At 44.3% G+C, this 14,203-nt stretch carries 9 protein-coding genes and 1 pseudogene; 7 read left to right on the forward strand and 3 right to left on the reverse strand.

From position 1 onward, the window contains the following. Positions 1-239: 239 nt before the first annotated feature. Positions 240-1,115, reverse strand: a complete 876-nt coding sequence (locus tag MAMP_RS04455) for an alpha/beta fold hydrolase (RefSeq protein WP_007144789.1) — start codon at positions 1,113-1,115, stop codon at positions 240-242. A gap of 132 nt (positions 1,116-1,247) precedes the next feature. On the opposite strand from MAMP_RS04455, the gene MAMP_RS04460 reads away from it, so the two are divergent. The 5 genes and pseudogenes from MAMP_RS04460 to MAMP_RS16375 all read left to right on the forward strand — a co-directional run bounded on the left by MAMP_RS04460 (position 1,248) and on the right by MAMP_RS16375 (position 9,824). After that, a complete protein-coding gene (locus tag MAMP_RS04460) occupies positions 1,248-1,832 on the forward strand; it encodes a CGNR zinc finger domain-containing protein (RefSeq protein ID WP_007144790.1) in 585 nt (194 codons plus the stop codon). Positions 1,833-2,370: 538 nt separating this feature from the next. Continuing rightward, positions 2,371-6,744, forward strand: coding sequence for an autotransporter-associated beta strand repeat-containing protein (locus tag MAMP_RS04465; protein ID WP_007144792.1), 4,374 nt, complete (start codon positions 2,371-2,373; stop codon positions 6,742-6,744). Positions 6,745-6,830: 86 nt separating this feature from the next. Continuing rightward, positions 6,831-7,346, forward strand: coding sequence for a superoxide dismutase family protein (gene sodC / locus MAMP_RS04470; protein WP_007144793.1), 516 nt, complete (start codon positions 6,831-6,833; stop codon positions 7,344-7,346). Positions 7,347-7,562: 216 nt separating this feature from the next. Next, positions 7,563-8,993, forward strand: a complete 1,431-nt coding sequence (locus MAMP_RS04475; protein ID WP_007144794.1) for a sensor domain-containing diguanylate cyclase — start codon at positions 7,563-7,565, stop codon at positions 8,991-8,993. Positions 8,994-9,287: 294 nt separating this feature from the next. Beyond that, a pseudogene (locus MAMP_RS16375) lies at positions 9,288-9,824 on the forward strand (AAA family ATPase). 3 nt (positions 9,825-9,827) lie between these two features. On the opposite strand, the gene MAMP_RS04485 reads toward MAMP_RS16375, so the two are convergent. After that, positions 9,828-11,702, reverse strand: coding sequence for a cation:proton antiporter domain-containing protein (locus tag MAMP_RS04485; protein WP_007144797.1), 1,875 nt, complete (start codon positions 11,700-11,702; stop codon positions 9,828-9,830). A 328-nt stretch (positions 11,703-12,030) separates the two neighbouring features. Here MAMP_RS04485 and MAMP_RS04490 point away from each other — a divergent pair, with 328 nt between their 5' ends. Next, positions 12,031-12,381 (forward strand): tautomerase family protein, encoded by a 351-nt coding sequence (locus tag MAMP_RS04490; RefSeq protein WP_007144798.1) that lies wholly within the window; start codon positions 12,031-12,033, stop codon positions 12,379-12,381. Here MAMP_RS04490 and MAMP_RS04495 read toward each other — a convergent pair. Further along, positions 12,367-13,490, reverse strand: a protein-coding gene (locus tag MAMP_RS04495; RefSeq protein ID WP_139031827.1) for an IS3 family transposase whose coding sequence is annotated in 2 segments (ribosomal slippage) — positions 12,367-13,232 and positions 13,232-13,490 — 1,125 coding nt in all. Because the reading frame shifts where the segments join, the coding sequence is not laid out codon by codon here. The genes MAMP_RS04490 and MAMP_RS04495 overlap by 15 nt on opposite strands. Before the next feature lie 206 nt (positions 13,491-13,696). On the opposite strand from MAMP_RS04495, the gene greB reads away from it, so the two are divergent. Beyond that, positions 13,697-14,164 (forward strand): transcription elongation factor GreB, encoded by a 468-nt coding sequence (greB, locus tag MAMP_RS04505; RefSeq protein WP_007144801.1) that lies wholly within the window; start codon positions 13,697-13,699, stop codon positions 14,162-14,164. The last annotated feature ends 39 nt before the right edge of the window (positions 14,165-14,203 follow it).

Consider the following 14,203-nt stretch of genomic DNA (forward strand, 5'->3'; position numbering starts at 1 on the left):
AAAGACCCTGGTATTTCGATTACCTGCCGTTTAATGACTTAAGAAAAGATTATTTTTTAAAGAGCGGACAAGAGCATATAGCAAAGGCATCTGCTTATGGGCCAGTGTTTTTGATAGGTGTTGTGGGGTTCTTTATCACACTTTTACTTCATAAAGTTTTTTCTTGAGAGTTTGTCAGCCATAGTTATAAAAAAGCCGGTAGCCTACGCTAACCGGCTTTTGTTTTTTTTCAATTAAGCTTATTCATCACCAATCACTTCACGGATTCGCTGAGTAATATAGCCGACGTGTGTTTCCAGTGCGAAGTGACCGGTATCCAGTAACTCGACCACAGCATTGGGATTATCTCGCTTGAAGGCTTCTGCACCGGGTGGGATAAAGAAGGGATCGTGTTTACCCCATATAATCAATGAAGGCAGCTGAGTTTCACGGAAGAATTCCTGAAACTGAGGATAAATTTCCAGATTGTTTTGGTAGTCGAGAAACAGGTCTAACTGAATCCCTTTATTGCCTTCACGTTCAAATAAAAATGTATCCAGATAATAAGCTTCCGGTGCTAACAACTCCTCATTTTCTACCCCATGAGCATATTGCCAGCGTGTACCTTCCAGATTGAGAATAGCATCATGAACTACCTGACGATTTTCAGCATTAGGTTCAGCCCAATATGCTTGGACAGGTGCCCAGGCATCGCCCAGACCTTCCAGATACGCATTACCATTTTGTGAAATAAAGCCGGTTACACGTTCCGGATAAGCTAATGCCAGACGCAGGCCAGCTGGTGCACCATAATCAAACACATACATGGCGTATTTATCGAGCTTCAACGTATCGACAAACTTCACCAAAGTATCGCCCAAGCTATCAAAGTTATAAGTGTAGTGGCGTGCATCAGGGACTTCAGTAAAGCCAAACCCAGGCAAGTCAGGTGCAATAATATGAAACTTATCGGCTAATAAGGGGATGAGTTCACGGAACTGATGTGATGAGCTTGGAAAGCCATGAAGAAGCAATAAAATGGGTAATGTTTTATCTCCGGCTTCACGATAAAAAATACGTACGCCATCAGTCTCGACAAATTTGTAATGAATTGGGTGGTGTGTATTTTTAGTCATCATTTCTCCTTGTGTAACTAATAAAAAGTATTTTTACAGGTTACCTGTGTGGTGCAGTATGAATAGTAAAAAGTAACTAGTCAAGTGCTATTTAACTGGTTACAATGTTGCTAAGGTACAAGAGGGTGTGAAATGACTGATTTAGCTGGAATAAAGAAAGAACCTATTGTGATTGCTGACCACCTAGCATTGGATATGTTGAATACGGTGGCTATTGTGGATAAACAGCAGGCTGATTTTTGGCAAACGGATGAAGATGTGGTTTATTGGCTAAAGACGGTAGCAGGCATTAAGCTGAGATCTTATCAATCGTTTAAGCAAGGCGAGATACTTGAGACCGCCAGAGAGTTAAGAGAAGTCATTCGTAAGCTGGTGGTAAAAAAGAAAGCAGATTCGCTAAACAGTATTAAACCCATAGAACCCTTTCTAGATGCATCGCTGAGCTGGATCAGTCTGCAAAAAAATGCAGAAGGGCAATGGCATCAACACCGTTGTTATAAGCAGGATACGGTCAAACAAGTTTTCGGTCCGATAACAGAAGCGGCCGCTGCATTATTAGCTGAGGTAGATTTTAATCTGGTCAGAGTCTGTGAGCATGACGAGTGCATTCTCTGGTTTCTGGATCGCACCAAAACACATAAAAGACGATGGTGCAGTATGGCTTTGTGTGGCAATAGACATAAAGTGGCTAAACACAGAAAGCAAAAAGCCCAATAAATTTTATCAGCTTGCCTGGCAGAATCCTCGTAACTCATACGGTTATATGAGACTTTTGTCAGTTATTGACTCCAATATTTCAAAATTTCACTTTTTTCAAAAATCATACTTTTGGCTGATAGTTTTTAATGCCACATTTCTTTATGCTCCATCCGCTAATAACTTTGTTAATTAACGATTGCCAAACATCACGTGAATCGAGGCGGAAAGTTTCAGGAATAAAGCTAACATGAGCTGGATTACACAAGTAAATGGGGTGTGAGAAATAAATAGCTACGGTCTACTTTAGCCATATTTACTGAGTCCGTTAGGCGATGACGTTAACCAGCTCTTGCCGACCCAGCATAAAAAATCAATCAGCCCAGTTTTGCCAAATAGAGTGGCATGCATCTAACACAAAGAAAGTCATTTTTACCTATAGCTAATTGATTAATAAAAATAATAAATAAACTGAGAGCCTGAAAAATGTTGAGTGAGCCTACCTGCACTTGAAGGCAACTTTAATTACTAACAATGTTAAAAATAAATAAGAAATACGATGAAATCACCGAATCAAATATTCACAAAAGCACCTCGTTCAAAACTAAAACCACTGGTTGCAGCTATGTTGCCGTTGATGGCTTTCGGCATCCATAATCCAGTTTTGGCTGCTGTGATTGACTATACCAATGGCGAAGAGAAAACCGATGCTATTGCCTTGACTGATAACTCAACTCAGCTTCAGGTCACGGCAGGCACAGCAACGCAATCTGGGAGCATCGGTGGTGATTTTGATCTCGAAAAAATTGGCGCTGGCACCCTCATATTCTCTGGAATGAATTCTTATAGGGGTGACACCAACATTTCTGCTGGAACATTACGCATAGCAAACACAGGGGCTATTCTTAATACAAGCGGCACCGTCAACGTTTCAGCAGGTGCGTTCTTCGATATCGCCACATCTGTTTCAATCGACGGTTTTACCGGTGCTGGAACCACGTCCATTAATACCAGTCAGACCTTAACCATAGGAGTTAATAGCTCAGCTAGTACGCAAAACATTGAATATTCCGGAGTGATTACCGGCGCGGGCAACTTGTATTCATATGCAAATCGAACCTTATCAGGTAATAACAGTTACACAGGGACAACCACTGTCGATAACGGGACAGTCATCGTATCAGCAACCGGCGATATCAATGAAAGTTCGGCAATATCAATTACAGCCAACGGTACTCTTAATGTTGATGGTGGCGGCAATGCAGCAATCGGTGACACAGTTGCTATAACGAATGCGGGTAATTTCATACTGACAGGCAGTGATGAAACCATCGGTTCCATTACTGGCGCAGGTAATATCAACCTCAACAACAACACCTTGACCACAGGCAGTGATGGCACATCGACAACTGTTTCTGGAGTGATTTCAGGTCCCGACGGCCGTTTAACTAAAGAGGGCGCTGGTACATTCACTTTATCAGGCGCCAATACCTACACTGGCGCTACTACCATCAATGCTGGCACACTACAGGCAGCCAACGCCTCGGCGCTCGGTAAAAACAGCGCGGTAACAGTCAATGGTGGTTCACTTGATCTAACCACCGACCTAAGCATCGGCTCATTAGCTGGCGCAGGCAATGTCACGTTAAATGCCAACACACTCACTACGGGTGGCAACAATAGCTCAACAACCTATTCGGGCGTTTTATCCGGCAACGGAGCATTAATTAAACAAGGCACGGGCACAACAACCTTATCCGGCACCAACACCTATACCGGCGGCACCACCATTAACGACGGCACTATCCGTATTGGCGCAGCAGATAATCTGGGTAGTGGCGCGCTGACCTTGGACGGCGGCACTTTACAAACCACGGCGAGCTTTACCAGCAATCGCGGCACTACACTGGGGGCGAGTGGCGGTAGCTTTAATATCGATACCGGCATCACGCTGAGCGAAAGTGGGAATATCAGCGGCAGCGGCAGGCTCAGCAAAACGGGTGAAGGCACGCTGACCCTGTCTGGCACCAACACCTATACCGGCGGCACCACCATTAACGACGGCACATTACAGATTGGTAATGGCGGCACCTCAGGCACGCTGGGTACTGGGAATGTCACCAACAACAGCGCCCTGGTCTTTAATCGCTCCGATGACTCTAGCTATACCGGGGTCATTAGCGGTACGGGGACAGTTACCAAAGACGGTGCAGGTAAGCTGACCCTCTCCGGCAATAACACCTACAGCGGCACCACCACTATTTCAGACGGCACATTACAGGTTGGTAATGGCGGTACCTCAGGCACGCTGGGTAATGGGAATGTCACCAACAACAGCGCCCTGGTCTTTAACCGCTCCGATGACTCTAGCTATAACGGCGTGATTAGTGGTACGGGGACAGTCAGCAAAGACGGTGCGGGCACGCTGACCTTGTCTGGCACCAACACCTACAGCGGCGGAACCACCATTAATGACGGTACTATCAGCATCGGTGCATTGGCTAATCTGGGTAGTGGTGCGCTGACCTTGGATGGCGGCACTTTACAAACCACGTCGAGCTTTACAAGCAATCGCGGCACTACACTGGGTGCTAGTGGTGGTAGCTTTAATATCGATGCCGGCATCACGCTGACCCAAAGTGGGAATATCAGCGGCAGCGGCAGCCTCACCAAAACAGGTGAGGGCACGCTGGTTCTCAGCGGGTCAAACAACACTTTCACAGGTGGCACCGTCGTTGCTGATGGCAGGCTGATAGCGCTAGATGGTGGCGCGATAGCGAAAGCAGGAAACATCACCAACAATGCCATCGTTGAATTTCAGATAGGCTTAAACGCCAGTGAATATCACTACGATCAGATAAGCGGAACAGGCAGCCTGATCAAATCTGGAGCCGGCAATGTTGTCCTAAATGGCAACAATACCTATACCGGCGGTACAACCATCTCAGAAGGCATTTTATCCATCGGCGGAACAGCCGGATCAATAACAGGCGATATCCTTAACAACGGTGAGCTAAGGTTGTTGCGCACGAACGACTACACCTTTGCCGGGGATATCAGTGGTACGGGTAGTGTCTCCAACTATCTTTCAGGCACGACAACCCTAACTGGAAATAACACCTATTCAGGCATTACCTATATTCGGGACGGCATCCTGCAAATCGGTGACGGTGGCACTTCGGGCACGCTAGGTACTGGAAATGTCACCAACAACAGCGCTCTGGTCTTTAACCGATCCGATGATTCAGGCTACGCAGGTGTGATCAGCGGTACCGGTGCTGTAACTAAAGAAAGCGCAGGCAACTTTAACCTCACCGGCACTAATACCTACACCGGCGCGACTACAGTCAACGCAGGTATCCTGTCAGTCAATGGCTCAATCAGTAATTCCACGACTACCGTGAATAGCGGCGGAACGTTAGGTGGTACAGGTACCGTGGGTGATGTCTTTATCAATGGCGGTACGTTTGCTCCCGGTAATTCCATCGGCACTATCAATGTGTCGGGCAATGTGGATTTTAGTGGTGGAGGTAACTACGATGTAGAAGTGGATGCAGCAGGGAATAGCGATAAAATCGTTGCGACAGGTAGCGCTACGTTAAACAGCGGTATCGTCAATGTGAAAGCGGCACCAGGCACCTATGCGTATGCCACAGACTATACTATTCTCACCGCCAGCGGCGGACTGGGGGGGACAACCTTTGATAGTGTGAATGCGGATCTGGCCTTTTTAACGCCGACCTTGAGTTATGATGCCAATAATGTGTTTCTTAAGTTGACTCGCAACGATGTCAGCTTCAATGATGTGGCCAGCACGCGTAACCAACAAGCTGTAGCACAGGCTGTGGATAGAAATATTAATGATCTGAGCAGTTTAGTCAGTCAGATCACGCCCTTATCCAGTTTAGCTGCAAGACAGGCTTTTGATAGTTTAAGTGGTGTTCAGCACAGCAATAACCAACTTGTCAGCCGTTCTGTAAGTTCACAATTTAATAAGCTGTTGCTCAATCACGGCAGTCAAAGCGCGTCTGGTTCAATGGCTTTTAATGCCCAGTCGCCTAAGGCAACAGGTTATAACTCAGGTTCAGCATCCCAACTGGTTGAAGCTCGTGGCTGGTGGACACAGGGCTTTGGCAGTTTTAATAAGATTGACGATACCAACAATGCTCGCGGTGCTGATTATCAAACCACTGGCTTGGCCTTGGGGTTCGATGTCGATTGGAATGATTTTGTGATAGGTGTTGCAGGCAGTTATGCCCGCACGGATGTGGATCCTTATTCAGGTAACAGCACTATTGATTCCTACCAAGCCGCTATCTATGGTAGCTGGCAACAGGATAAGCTTTACGTTAATGCTAGTGTCGGACTGGGGCTGCATCAAGTCGATGCTTCGCGTACGGTCATCATGGGGTCTTCGGTCAGTACGGCTAAAGCTGATTACGATAGTTTTGACATCAACAGCACGATTGAAACAGGCAAAGACTTTGCTCTCGGAGCAGACACTACATTGACACCGTTTGCTGGCGTTTCTTATCTCTACAACACGCGGGAAAGTTTTACTGAGAAGGGGGCTGGTAGTGCTAATCTGAAGGTGGATAAGGAAAACGACGAGAGTTTACAGACTTCGATTGGTTTGCGTGTCAGCCACAATATCCAAATGAAGAATAACCGTGTTCTTACCCCGGTCGCTAGTATCGCTTATGTGCATGAACATATGGATAGCGTTACTGAGGTTGATGCCCGTTTTAACGGCCTGCCTTCATCAAGCTTTGTAGTGGAAGGTCCGGACCTGGATAGGGATCGCTTACAACTTGGCTTGGGAATTAGTGGTGAATTAACTTCAAGCACACGTTTGGTTTTAGGTTATTACGGTGAGTTTGCTGAGTCTCATCAGAATAACGCCTTCTCAGCCACACTGGATATGGCCTTCTAACGTTATGTTGACTCAATCCTATCGGAACATCTCCTGATAATGACAGTCCAGAATAGTGAGTTGTTATAACCACAAAAGGAGATGGTATGAAACTTAAAACGGCTTTCCTCACGTCATTGTTACTGACATCAACGGCTTTTGCTGCAGATGATATTACGGTCGATATGACCAATCTCAATACCGGTGAAAGTGTCGGCACAGTCACTATTAGCAGTCATCCATACGGTACCGTATTTACGCCACACTTAAAAAATCTGCCTACGGGTATTCATGGTTTCCATGTGCATGAAATTGCTTCCTGTGACGCCAAGAAAAAAGACGGTGAATTAGTACTCGGTGGTGCAGCAGGTAGCCATTATGATCCCTCCAATACAGGACAGCATGCTGCGCCATGGAGTTTTGAAGGTCATAAAGGCGATTTACCTGCCTTGTATGTTGATGAAAATGGCAATGCCACCTTACCGGTATTATCGCCAAAACTTAAACTGAAAGAATTACATAATCGTTCATTGATGATTCATCTGAACGGGGATAACTATTCGGATAATCCCAAGCCGCTTGGCGGTGGTGGTGCTCGACTGGCCTGTGGTGTTATCCATTAAACTGTTATTAGAGAACCCGCTATGCAGCGGGTTCTTTTTATTTGTTCATATACGCTTTTATTTTCAAATCGATATCTTTGCTGATTGGCCACTCTTTCGATACTCCATTGAATTCTAAACATAGCAATTTTTTGATATGCCGCTTAATATCAAGTAGTGAGCAATTGGTGTATGTAATTGATAGAAGTAGATAAGTAACACTTTAATGAGGTTCTCATGAGTCATCATCAAATCAATACTATCTTGAGAGACATGAGAGTCAGCCTTTATAGCTTATTTATATTGTTATTTTTTCTGGGCAGTTACTTTATTTATTTGATGGTGCAGTCATTTCATCACTTAAATGACAATGCAATTTCATCATCCCGAACTGTTGCTGACAGTGTTTTTTATAATGAGCGTGAGAGTCTAGGGAAAGTAGTTTACGACTACAGTTTCTGGAATGATGCAGCTGAGGCGCTTGCTGGCATTGATGACACATCCTATTTTGAAGAAAACTTTGATAATGATTATTTATTCAATACCTTCAATGTTAACCAAGTCATCATTTATGAACGCGATAGCACGCTTAAAGAAAGCTTCGTAAATGGTGTAAGAGAAGAGGTCAGTAGTCCAATTTATACTGCCACTACTTTTGAACGAATATTTGAGCGAGCCATAAAAACTGATTATGACTCGCCTGAGCCAGTCACTTCCTATATCAGTATGTCTGGTCAAATTCATGCCATCGCCGCATCCGCTATTGTGGCGGATAAACAAACTGACACACTGAATAAAGGTCAGCTGTATGGTGTCTTGATGATGACCCGCCAGTTAGATAAGCCGCTTCTGAAGAAATGGGAAAGACAGTTTCATTTACATGATCTCACTATCCAAACCACCAATGCCCTATTGAAAAAAAGCTATATCGCTGAAGACATTACAGATATTGATGGAAATGTTATAGCTCGGGCTATATGGAAGCCTCATCAACCAGGAAAGAACTACATAAGCGAGATATTACCGATTACCGGAGTTATCATTTTGTGTGTGGTTATTATCCTGATTGTAATTTCTACCTTCGTGAATAAATACATCAGGCACACTATGTCAGCTGCCAGACAGCTTGAAAATCATCGTGATGAGTTACAGCAATTGGCTCATTATGATTCGGTGACAAAATTACCTAACCGGCTGTTAGGCATGGATCGCCTTGAACAGGCGATTCTGGCTTCATCACGCTATGGCTCGTTTACCGCACTATTGTTTATTGATCTTGATGGCTTTAAAGAGGTCAATGACAGCTTAGGTCATGATATTGGTGATGAGTTGTTATATGAAATTGGTCAGCGCTTATTGTCTTGTGTGAGAGAGGGGATTGATACCGTATCTCGGCTCGGGGGGGATGAATTTATCGTCAACCTGACACAGTTACAAAGTCAATCTGATGCTATCAGTGTCGCTGAGGATATTCTGATGATCATCAAGAAAGATATTGTTATCAATGATAAGAACATTGCCATTTCAGCAAGTATTGGCGTTGCCATTTCACAGGGCGATGACCTTGATGCAAAACAAATGGTCAAACAAGCAGATATTGCAATGTACAAGGCAAAATTAGCAGGGAAAAATCAATTTATTTTAGCTGATAATGAATGGTTTTCTTAATCAACGCCACAGGGGTTTGTATGTGTTCATAAACCACTGTAATGCACTGGATCTTAAGTTTTTTCCTGGTTTGATGGCGTAAATCTGAAAAGCCTAATGATGCTGGCGTGAAGAATAAGACAGCTGGCGGCACCCGCACTGTAATGACGTTCGAAGTGAGTACAATCATTTTAGAATGGTTATCACCTAAGCAAACTCATCCTGATGTTGTTCCACGACCCAAGAAATATTGCCGATAGAATCAAGCGCCGCACATTAATACTCACAAAAAATAAACGCAAAAAGGAGGAGCTAATGGCGAATATTGTTGTGCTTACCGGTGGTCCTGGCGCAGGAAAAACAACGGTATTGGATCAATTAAGAAAAGAAGGATATTCATGTTCAAATGAGGTCGGACGGAAAGTGATTCAACAACAACTCAAACAGAAGGGAACGGCATTACCCTGGAGAGATAAAACCGCTTTTCGTGATGCTATGCTCAAACAAGAGGTGATTCGTTATCGGCAATATAATCATCATCAAGGCCCTGTCTTTTTTGACAGAGGTATACTGGATTCGTTGGCTTACAGTCGGCTTGAAGGGCTCGAACTAGACGAAAAATGGTGTTAATTGTTTGATGAGCTGACGGTGCATAAAACCGTGTTTTTATTCCCACCTTGGCAAGAAATTTATACGAATGATGCCGAACGTAAGCAAGATTTTAAACAAGCCATCCGCACATACGAGCATATGGTGAGCGTATATAGTGAGTATGGCTATACATTAATGGACGTACCTTGTGTGTCGGTTGATGAACGCACGCATTTTATTTTGAACACATTAGCTGAGTGAGGATTACTTATCTGCTGAAGCCTCGGCGGATATTGCTTGCATCTTCACTCCGACGGCAGGTTCCCACTCTTCTAACAGCGTTAACATTCGGGCAATGTATTCCTCATTCTCATAGTTTGGCACACCCAGCTTATGTGCATCAGCGACGGCGAGCATGAGTTTTTTCTCATGATCATTAAACACATCGATCATTTTTTCTGCCTTATCCCGAACGATACCGAGTGCTTCAAAGGCTGAACGCCCCATACGTAAACTACTATCGTGTGTTTCCCGAATAATATCGCGGCAACCATGCGCGTAGAGAACATAAACATGATTATTATCGGTTGCACGACTGACAATATGCACATGAGGGTAGTTTTCAGAGACATATTTCACCAGTTTTGAAATTTTGTCGGTTTCATCAATGGCGACAATTAATAATTTAGCTTCATCAATGCCAGCAGCGGTTAATAAGTCGGGGCGAGTGGCATCACCAAAATAGGTTTTTAGTCTGAATCGTTTCAGAATTTCCAGACGTTCTGAACTGTAGTCGATGACGGTGGTATCAAAGCCTGCAGCCCGTAGAAGTCGGTCGATCATTAAGCCCATCCGACCCGAACCCGCGATAATGATATTAGCCTCGCTGTTGATTTCATCGGCTTCTCTGGCCTGAGTTTTATTGTATTGCTTTGCAATGACTTTATCGTAAATGATAAACAGCAATGGTGTGAGTAACATGGATAACGCCACAACTAATAATAAAAGTTCAGAAATATCGGCGGGGATAACACCGTTGTGAACGGTGAACGAGAGCAAGACAAAACCAAATTCACCCGCTTGTGACAGACCGAGAGCAAACAGCCATTTATGTGCACCATGCAGTTTGAATATAAGCGCTAAAAGCATCATGACAATGGCTTTGACGGCGATCAACCCCAACGTTAATGAGACAATCAACAGGAAATTATCAGTGAGCAAATGGAAATTAATTCCAGCACCGACCGTCATAAAAAACAGCCCCAACAGCAAGCCTTTAAATGGCGCGATATTGCTCTCGAGTTCGTGTTTATAGGCAGAGTTTGCTAATACCACACCCGCTAAAAAGGTACCCAAAGCGGGTGATAAACCGACTAAAGACATTAACAAAGCAATGCCAATCACAAACATCAACGCGGTGGCGGTGAATAGCTCACGCAAGTGGGCGAGTGAAATAAAGCGGAATATAGGTGAAATCAGGTAATTCCCTCCTAACACTACGGTGCCAACAGCCGCGATGGTAACCAGAGCCACTTGCCAGCTATTCAGACCATCGATCAAGCTCAGGCTTTGCTCGCTTGCAGGAGCGAGTTCAGAACTGGCTTGATTGATCACGTTTACCAGCTCCGGCAGAGCAAGCAATGGCACCAGTGCCAGCATTGGAATGACGGCAATGTCCTGCATTAAAAGAACGGCTAAGGAAGCCTGGCCACCATCTGATTTTAATAGTCCTCTTTCCGTCAGTGTTTGTAAAACAATGGCTGTGGAAGATAAGGAAAAGATAAGACCGATAGTGAACGAGACTGACCAGGGTTGATCCAGCATGATGCCAATCGCTGTGACCGCGCCGGTGGTTAATAAAATCTGGCCGCCACCCAAACCAAGTAAACGAGCACGCATGGACCAGAGTTTTCTCGGCTCTAATTCCAAGCCAATCAGAAAGAGCATCATCACCACACCAAATTCAGCGATATGCTGTATGGCTGAGACATTGACATTGAATAGTGTTAACAGCGGGCTGATGAGGATACCAGCAATCAGATAGCCAAGGACCGACCCTAGTGAAAAATGAGATGCAATAGGGACAACTAATACACCTGCAGCCAGAAATACAAAGGTCAGAAGCAGGATGTCAGTCATCAGTTATATCCATAAAACAGAATAGTAGTAAGTAAGGAAGAACGCTTTGCAGAAGTGGTCTCAAACACACGATATGGTCGTCTGCTTGACGACACTACATCTGTTGAAAATATAGCATATACGATTTATTGCAAATGACTTTTTAGTGATGCATGAACCTTGGCTGGATAGATGCTAGCTTAGTGGCTCAAGTACATAGCAAATCCGCTTAAATTACACAAAAGACGTTGGTTATAATACCTTCAGAAAGGCTTATTAATCAGCAACAATTAGCAGGGTTGTTGAATATAAATAAGATAAACATAGAGGCTTATTGAGGTTTTATTCAATGATTATTATTTACGGTATTAAAGAGAGGCTTCATCCAATTAAAGCGCAGTTATCAGATGTTATTCATCGATGTATGCAGACTGTGTTGGGATTACCTGAAGATAAACGGGCTCATCGCTTTATTCCGATGGATAAAGATGATTTCTATTATCCCGGCGGACGAACAGACGCTTATACGGTGATAGAAATTCATATGATGTCAGGGCGACAAGTTGATACACAAAAACAATTGATTAAGACTTTATTCCAAGAAATTGAAACACAGCTTTTTATCTCTCCCAGTGATATTGAGATCACTATTCACGAACAGGCACCTTTGACCTGCCCCCAATATCTAGTCCAACTTTAAATTAGTAATGCCCGTGGTTCTTGAATCAATTTGTCGGTTGGCAGCAGCAAACTCCAATGGCGTTTGATAGCCAAGTGAAGAGTGAGGCCGATTTTCATTGTAGTCAATTCGCCATTGATTGATCAGCTCTCTGGCATGGGCCAGATCACTAAACCAGTGCTCATTTAAACATTCATCTCGAAACTTACCGTTGAAACTCTCGATATAGCCATTTTGCATGGGCTTTCCCGGTTGTATCAGTTTCAATTCAACACCATGTTGATATGCCCACTGATCCAGCGCTTTTCCGGTAAATTCTGGCCCCTGATCAGTTCTTACTGCCACCGGATAGCCTCTAAAGGCAGCAATAGTGTTCAGTGTTCGTGCGACCTGCTCACCAGAGATTCCATGTGCAACCGGTATATCCAGACATTCTTTGCTAAAGTCATCAACGATGGTCAGGCATTTGATGCGCCGACCATTGGCGAGTGCGTCCATTACAAAATCCATCGACCAGGTATGGTTGGGTCTGTCTGGTAGCAATAAAGGCTGACGCTCCACCATGAGACCTTTGCGTCGTTTTCGTTTACGTACCGCCAGTCCAGCTTCTCGATACAACCGATAAACTTTCTTGTGGTTCACATGGCGTCCCTCTCGACGTAATAGCTGATGTACTCGCCTGTAACCAAACCGACGTCGTTCAAAGGCAATCGCTTTAATACGCTGTACCAGGTCAGTTTCTTGTGTTGACTGGCATTGGTATCGCATGGTGGCGCGGTTCAGACCGACCAAGGAACAGGCTCTGCGCTCAGAAATAGCTGTTTGTGACAGCATAGAGCGCACCGCCTCCCGCTTATTCCTGACGGTCAGTACTTTCGGTTCAATGCCACCTTGAGGGCTTCATTGTCCAGCATGGATTCGGCAAGTAATTTTTTGAGCTGGGCATTTTCTTGTTCAAGGACTTTGAGACGACGGGCCTCAGAAACTTCCAAACCAGCGTATTTTTTACGCCAGGTGTAGAACGTCGCATCGGAAATAGCGTGTTTCCGACATAATTCCTTCACGGAGAGACCCGCTTCTGCCTCTTTCAAAACCTGAATAATTTGTTCTTCTGTAAATCGTTTTTTCATGCTCATCTTCCTTTTAAGTGATGAACATTACTAAGTTATTTATGGATTAGAAAGTGGGGAGCAGGTCACCTTATCAGTGGGGATTTCGAGGTATGACAGGAGATGAAGCCAGAGATCTCAATTATAAGGTGAATGTCTGAGCATCAAAGCTCACGTATTTATTGAATATTGATATGATCCAGCCTTTTTCATTTGGAATGTAAACAATGGCATCTTCACCGTATATTACTGCCGAAGGCTACGCAGAGCTGAACCAAGAACTCACTGCGCGTTGGGCACGACGCCGTGATGTGGTGAAAGCGCTTTCAGCGGCGGCAGCTGAGGGAGACCGTTCTGAGAATGCTGAATATATTTACCGTAAAAAAGAATTACGTGAGATCGACCGTCGAATTCGTTATTTGCAAAAAAGATTACCTGATTTGAAAGTGGTGGATCAAGCGCCCGATAATAAAGATCATATTTTTTTCGCTGCCTGGGTCACTGTTGAGACAGAAGAGGGTGATGAAAAGGAATATCGCATTGTCGGCCCGGATGAGATTGATGCCTCAAAAGGCTATATCAGTATCGATTCGCCATTAGCGCGAAAGTTACTGGGTAAGACGATAGGTGATGAGGTAGTCATTGAGGTTGCTGGTCAGAAAAAAGTCTACTTTGTCTTGGCAATACGCTATTAGTTCAGTGATGTTTTTTCTAAACGTCTAATTCCATTTTTA

It is taken from the genome of Methylophaga thalassica MP (genome assembly GCF_000214595.1).
Taxonomy (GTDB): domain Bacteria; phylum Pseudomonadota; class Gammaproteobacteria; order Nitrosococcales; family Methylophagaceae; genus Methylophaga; species Methylophaga thalassica.

What these genes read in the sequence shown, in the direction of transcription:
- MAMP_RS04455 (WP_007144789.1), bottom strand. Translation starts at nt 1,115, where the DNA reads ATGACTAAAAATACACACCACCCAATTCATTACAAATTTGTCGAGACT.
- MAMP_RS04460 (WP_007144790.1), top strand. Translation starts at nt 1,248, where the DNA reads ATGACTGATTTAGCTGGAATAAAGAAAGAACCTATTGTGATTGCTGAC.
- MAMP_RS04465 (WP_007144792.1), top strand. Translation starts at nt 2,371, where the DNA reads ATGAAATCACCGAATCAAATATTCACAAAAGCACCTCGTTCAAAACTA.
- sodC (WP_007144793.1), top strand. Translation starts at nt 6,831, where the DNA reads ATGAAACTTAAAACGGCTTTCCTCACGTCATTGTTACTGACATCAACG.
- MAMP_RS04475 (WP_007144794.1), top strand. Translation starts at nt 7,563, where the DNA reads ATGAGTCATCATCAAATCAATACTATCTTGAGAGACATGAGAGTCAGC.
- MAMP_RS04485 (WP_007144797.1), bottom strand. Translation starts at nt 11,702, where the DNA reads ATGACTGACATCCTGCTTCTGACCTTTGTATTTCTGGCTGCAGGTGTA.
- MAMP_RS04490 (WP_007144798.1), top strand. Translation starts at nt 12,031, where the DNA reads ATGATTATTATTTACGGTATTAAAGAGAGGCTTCATCCAATTAAAGCG.
- greB (WP_007144801.1), top strand. Translation starts at nt 13,697, where the DNA reads ATGGCATCTTCACCGTATATTACTGCCGAAGGCTACGCAGAGCTGAAC.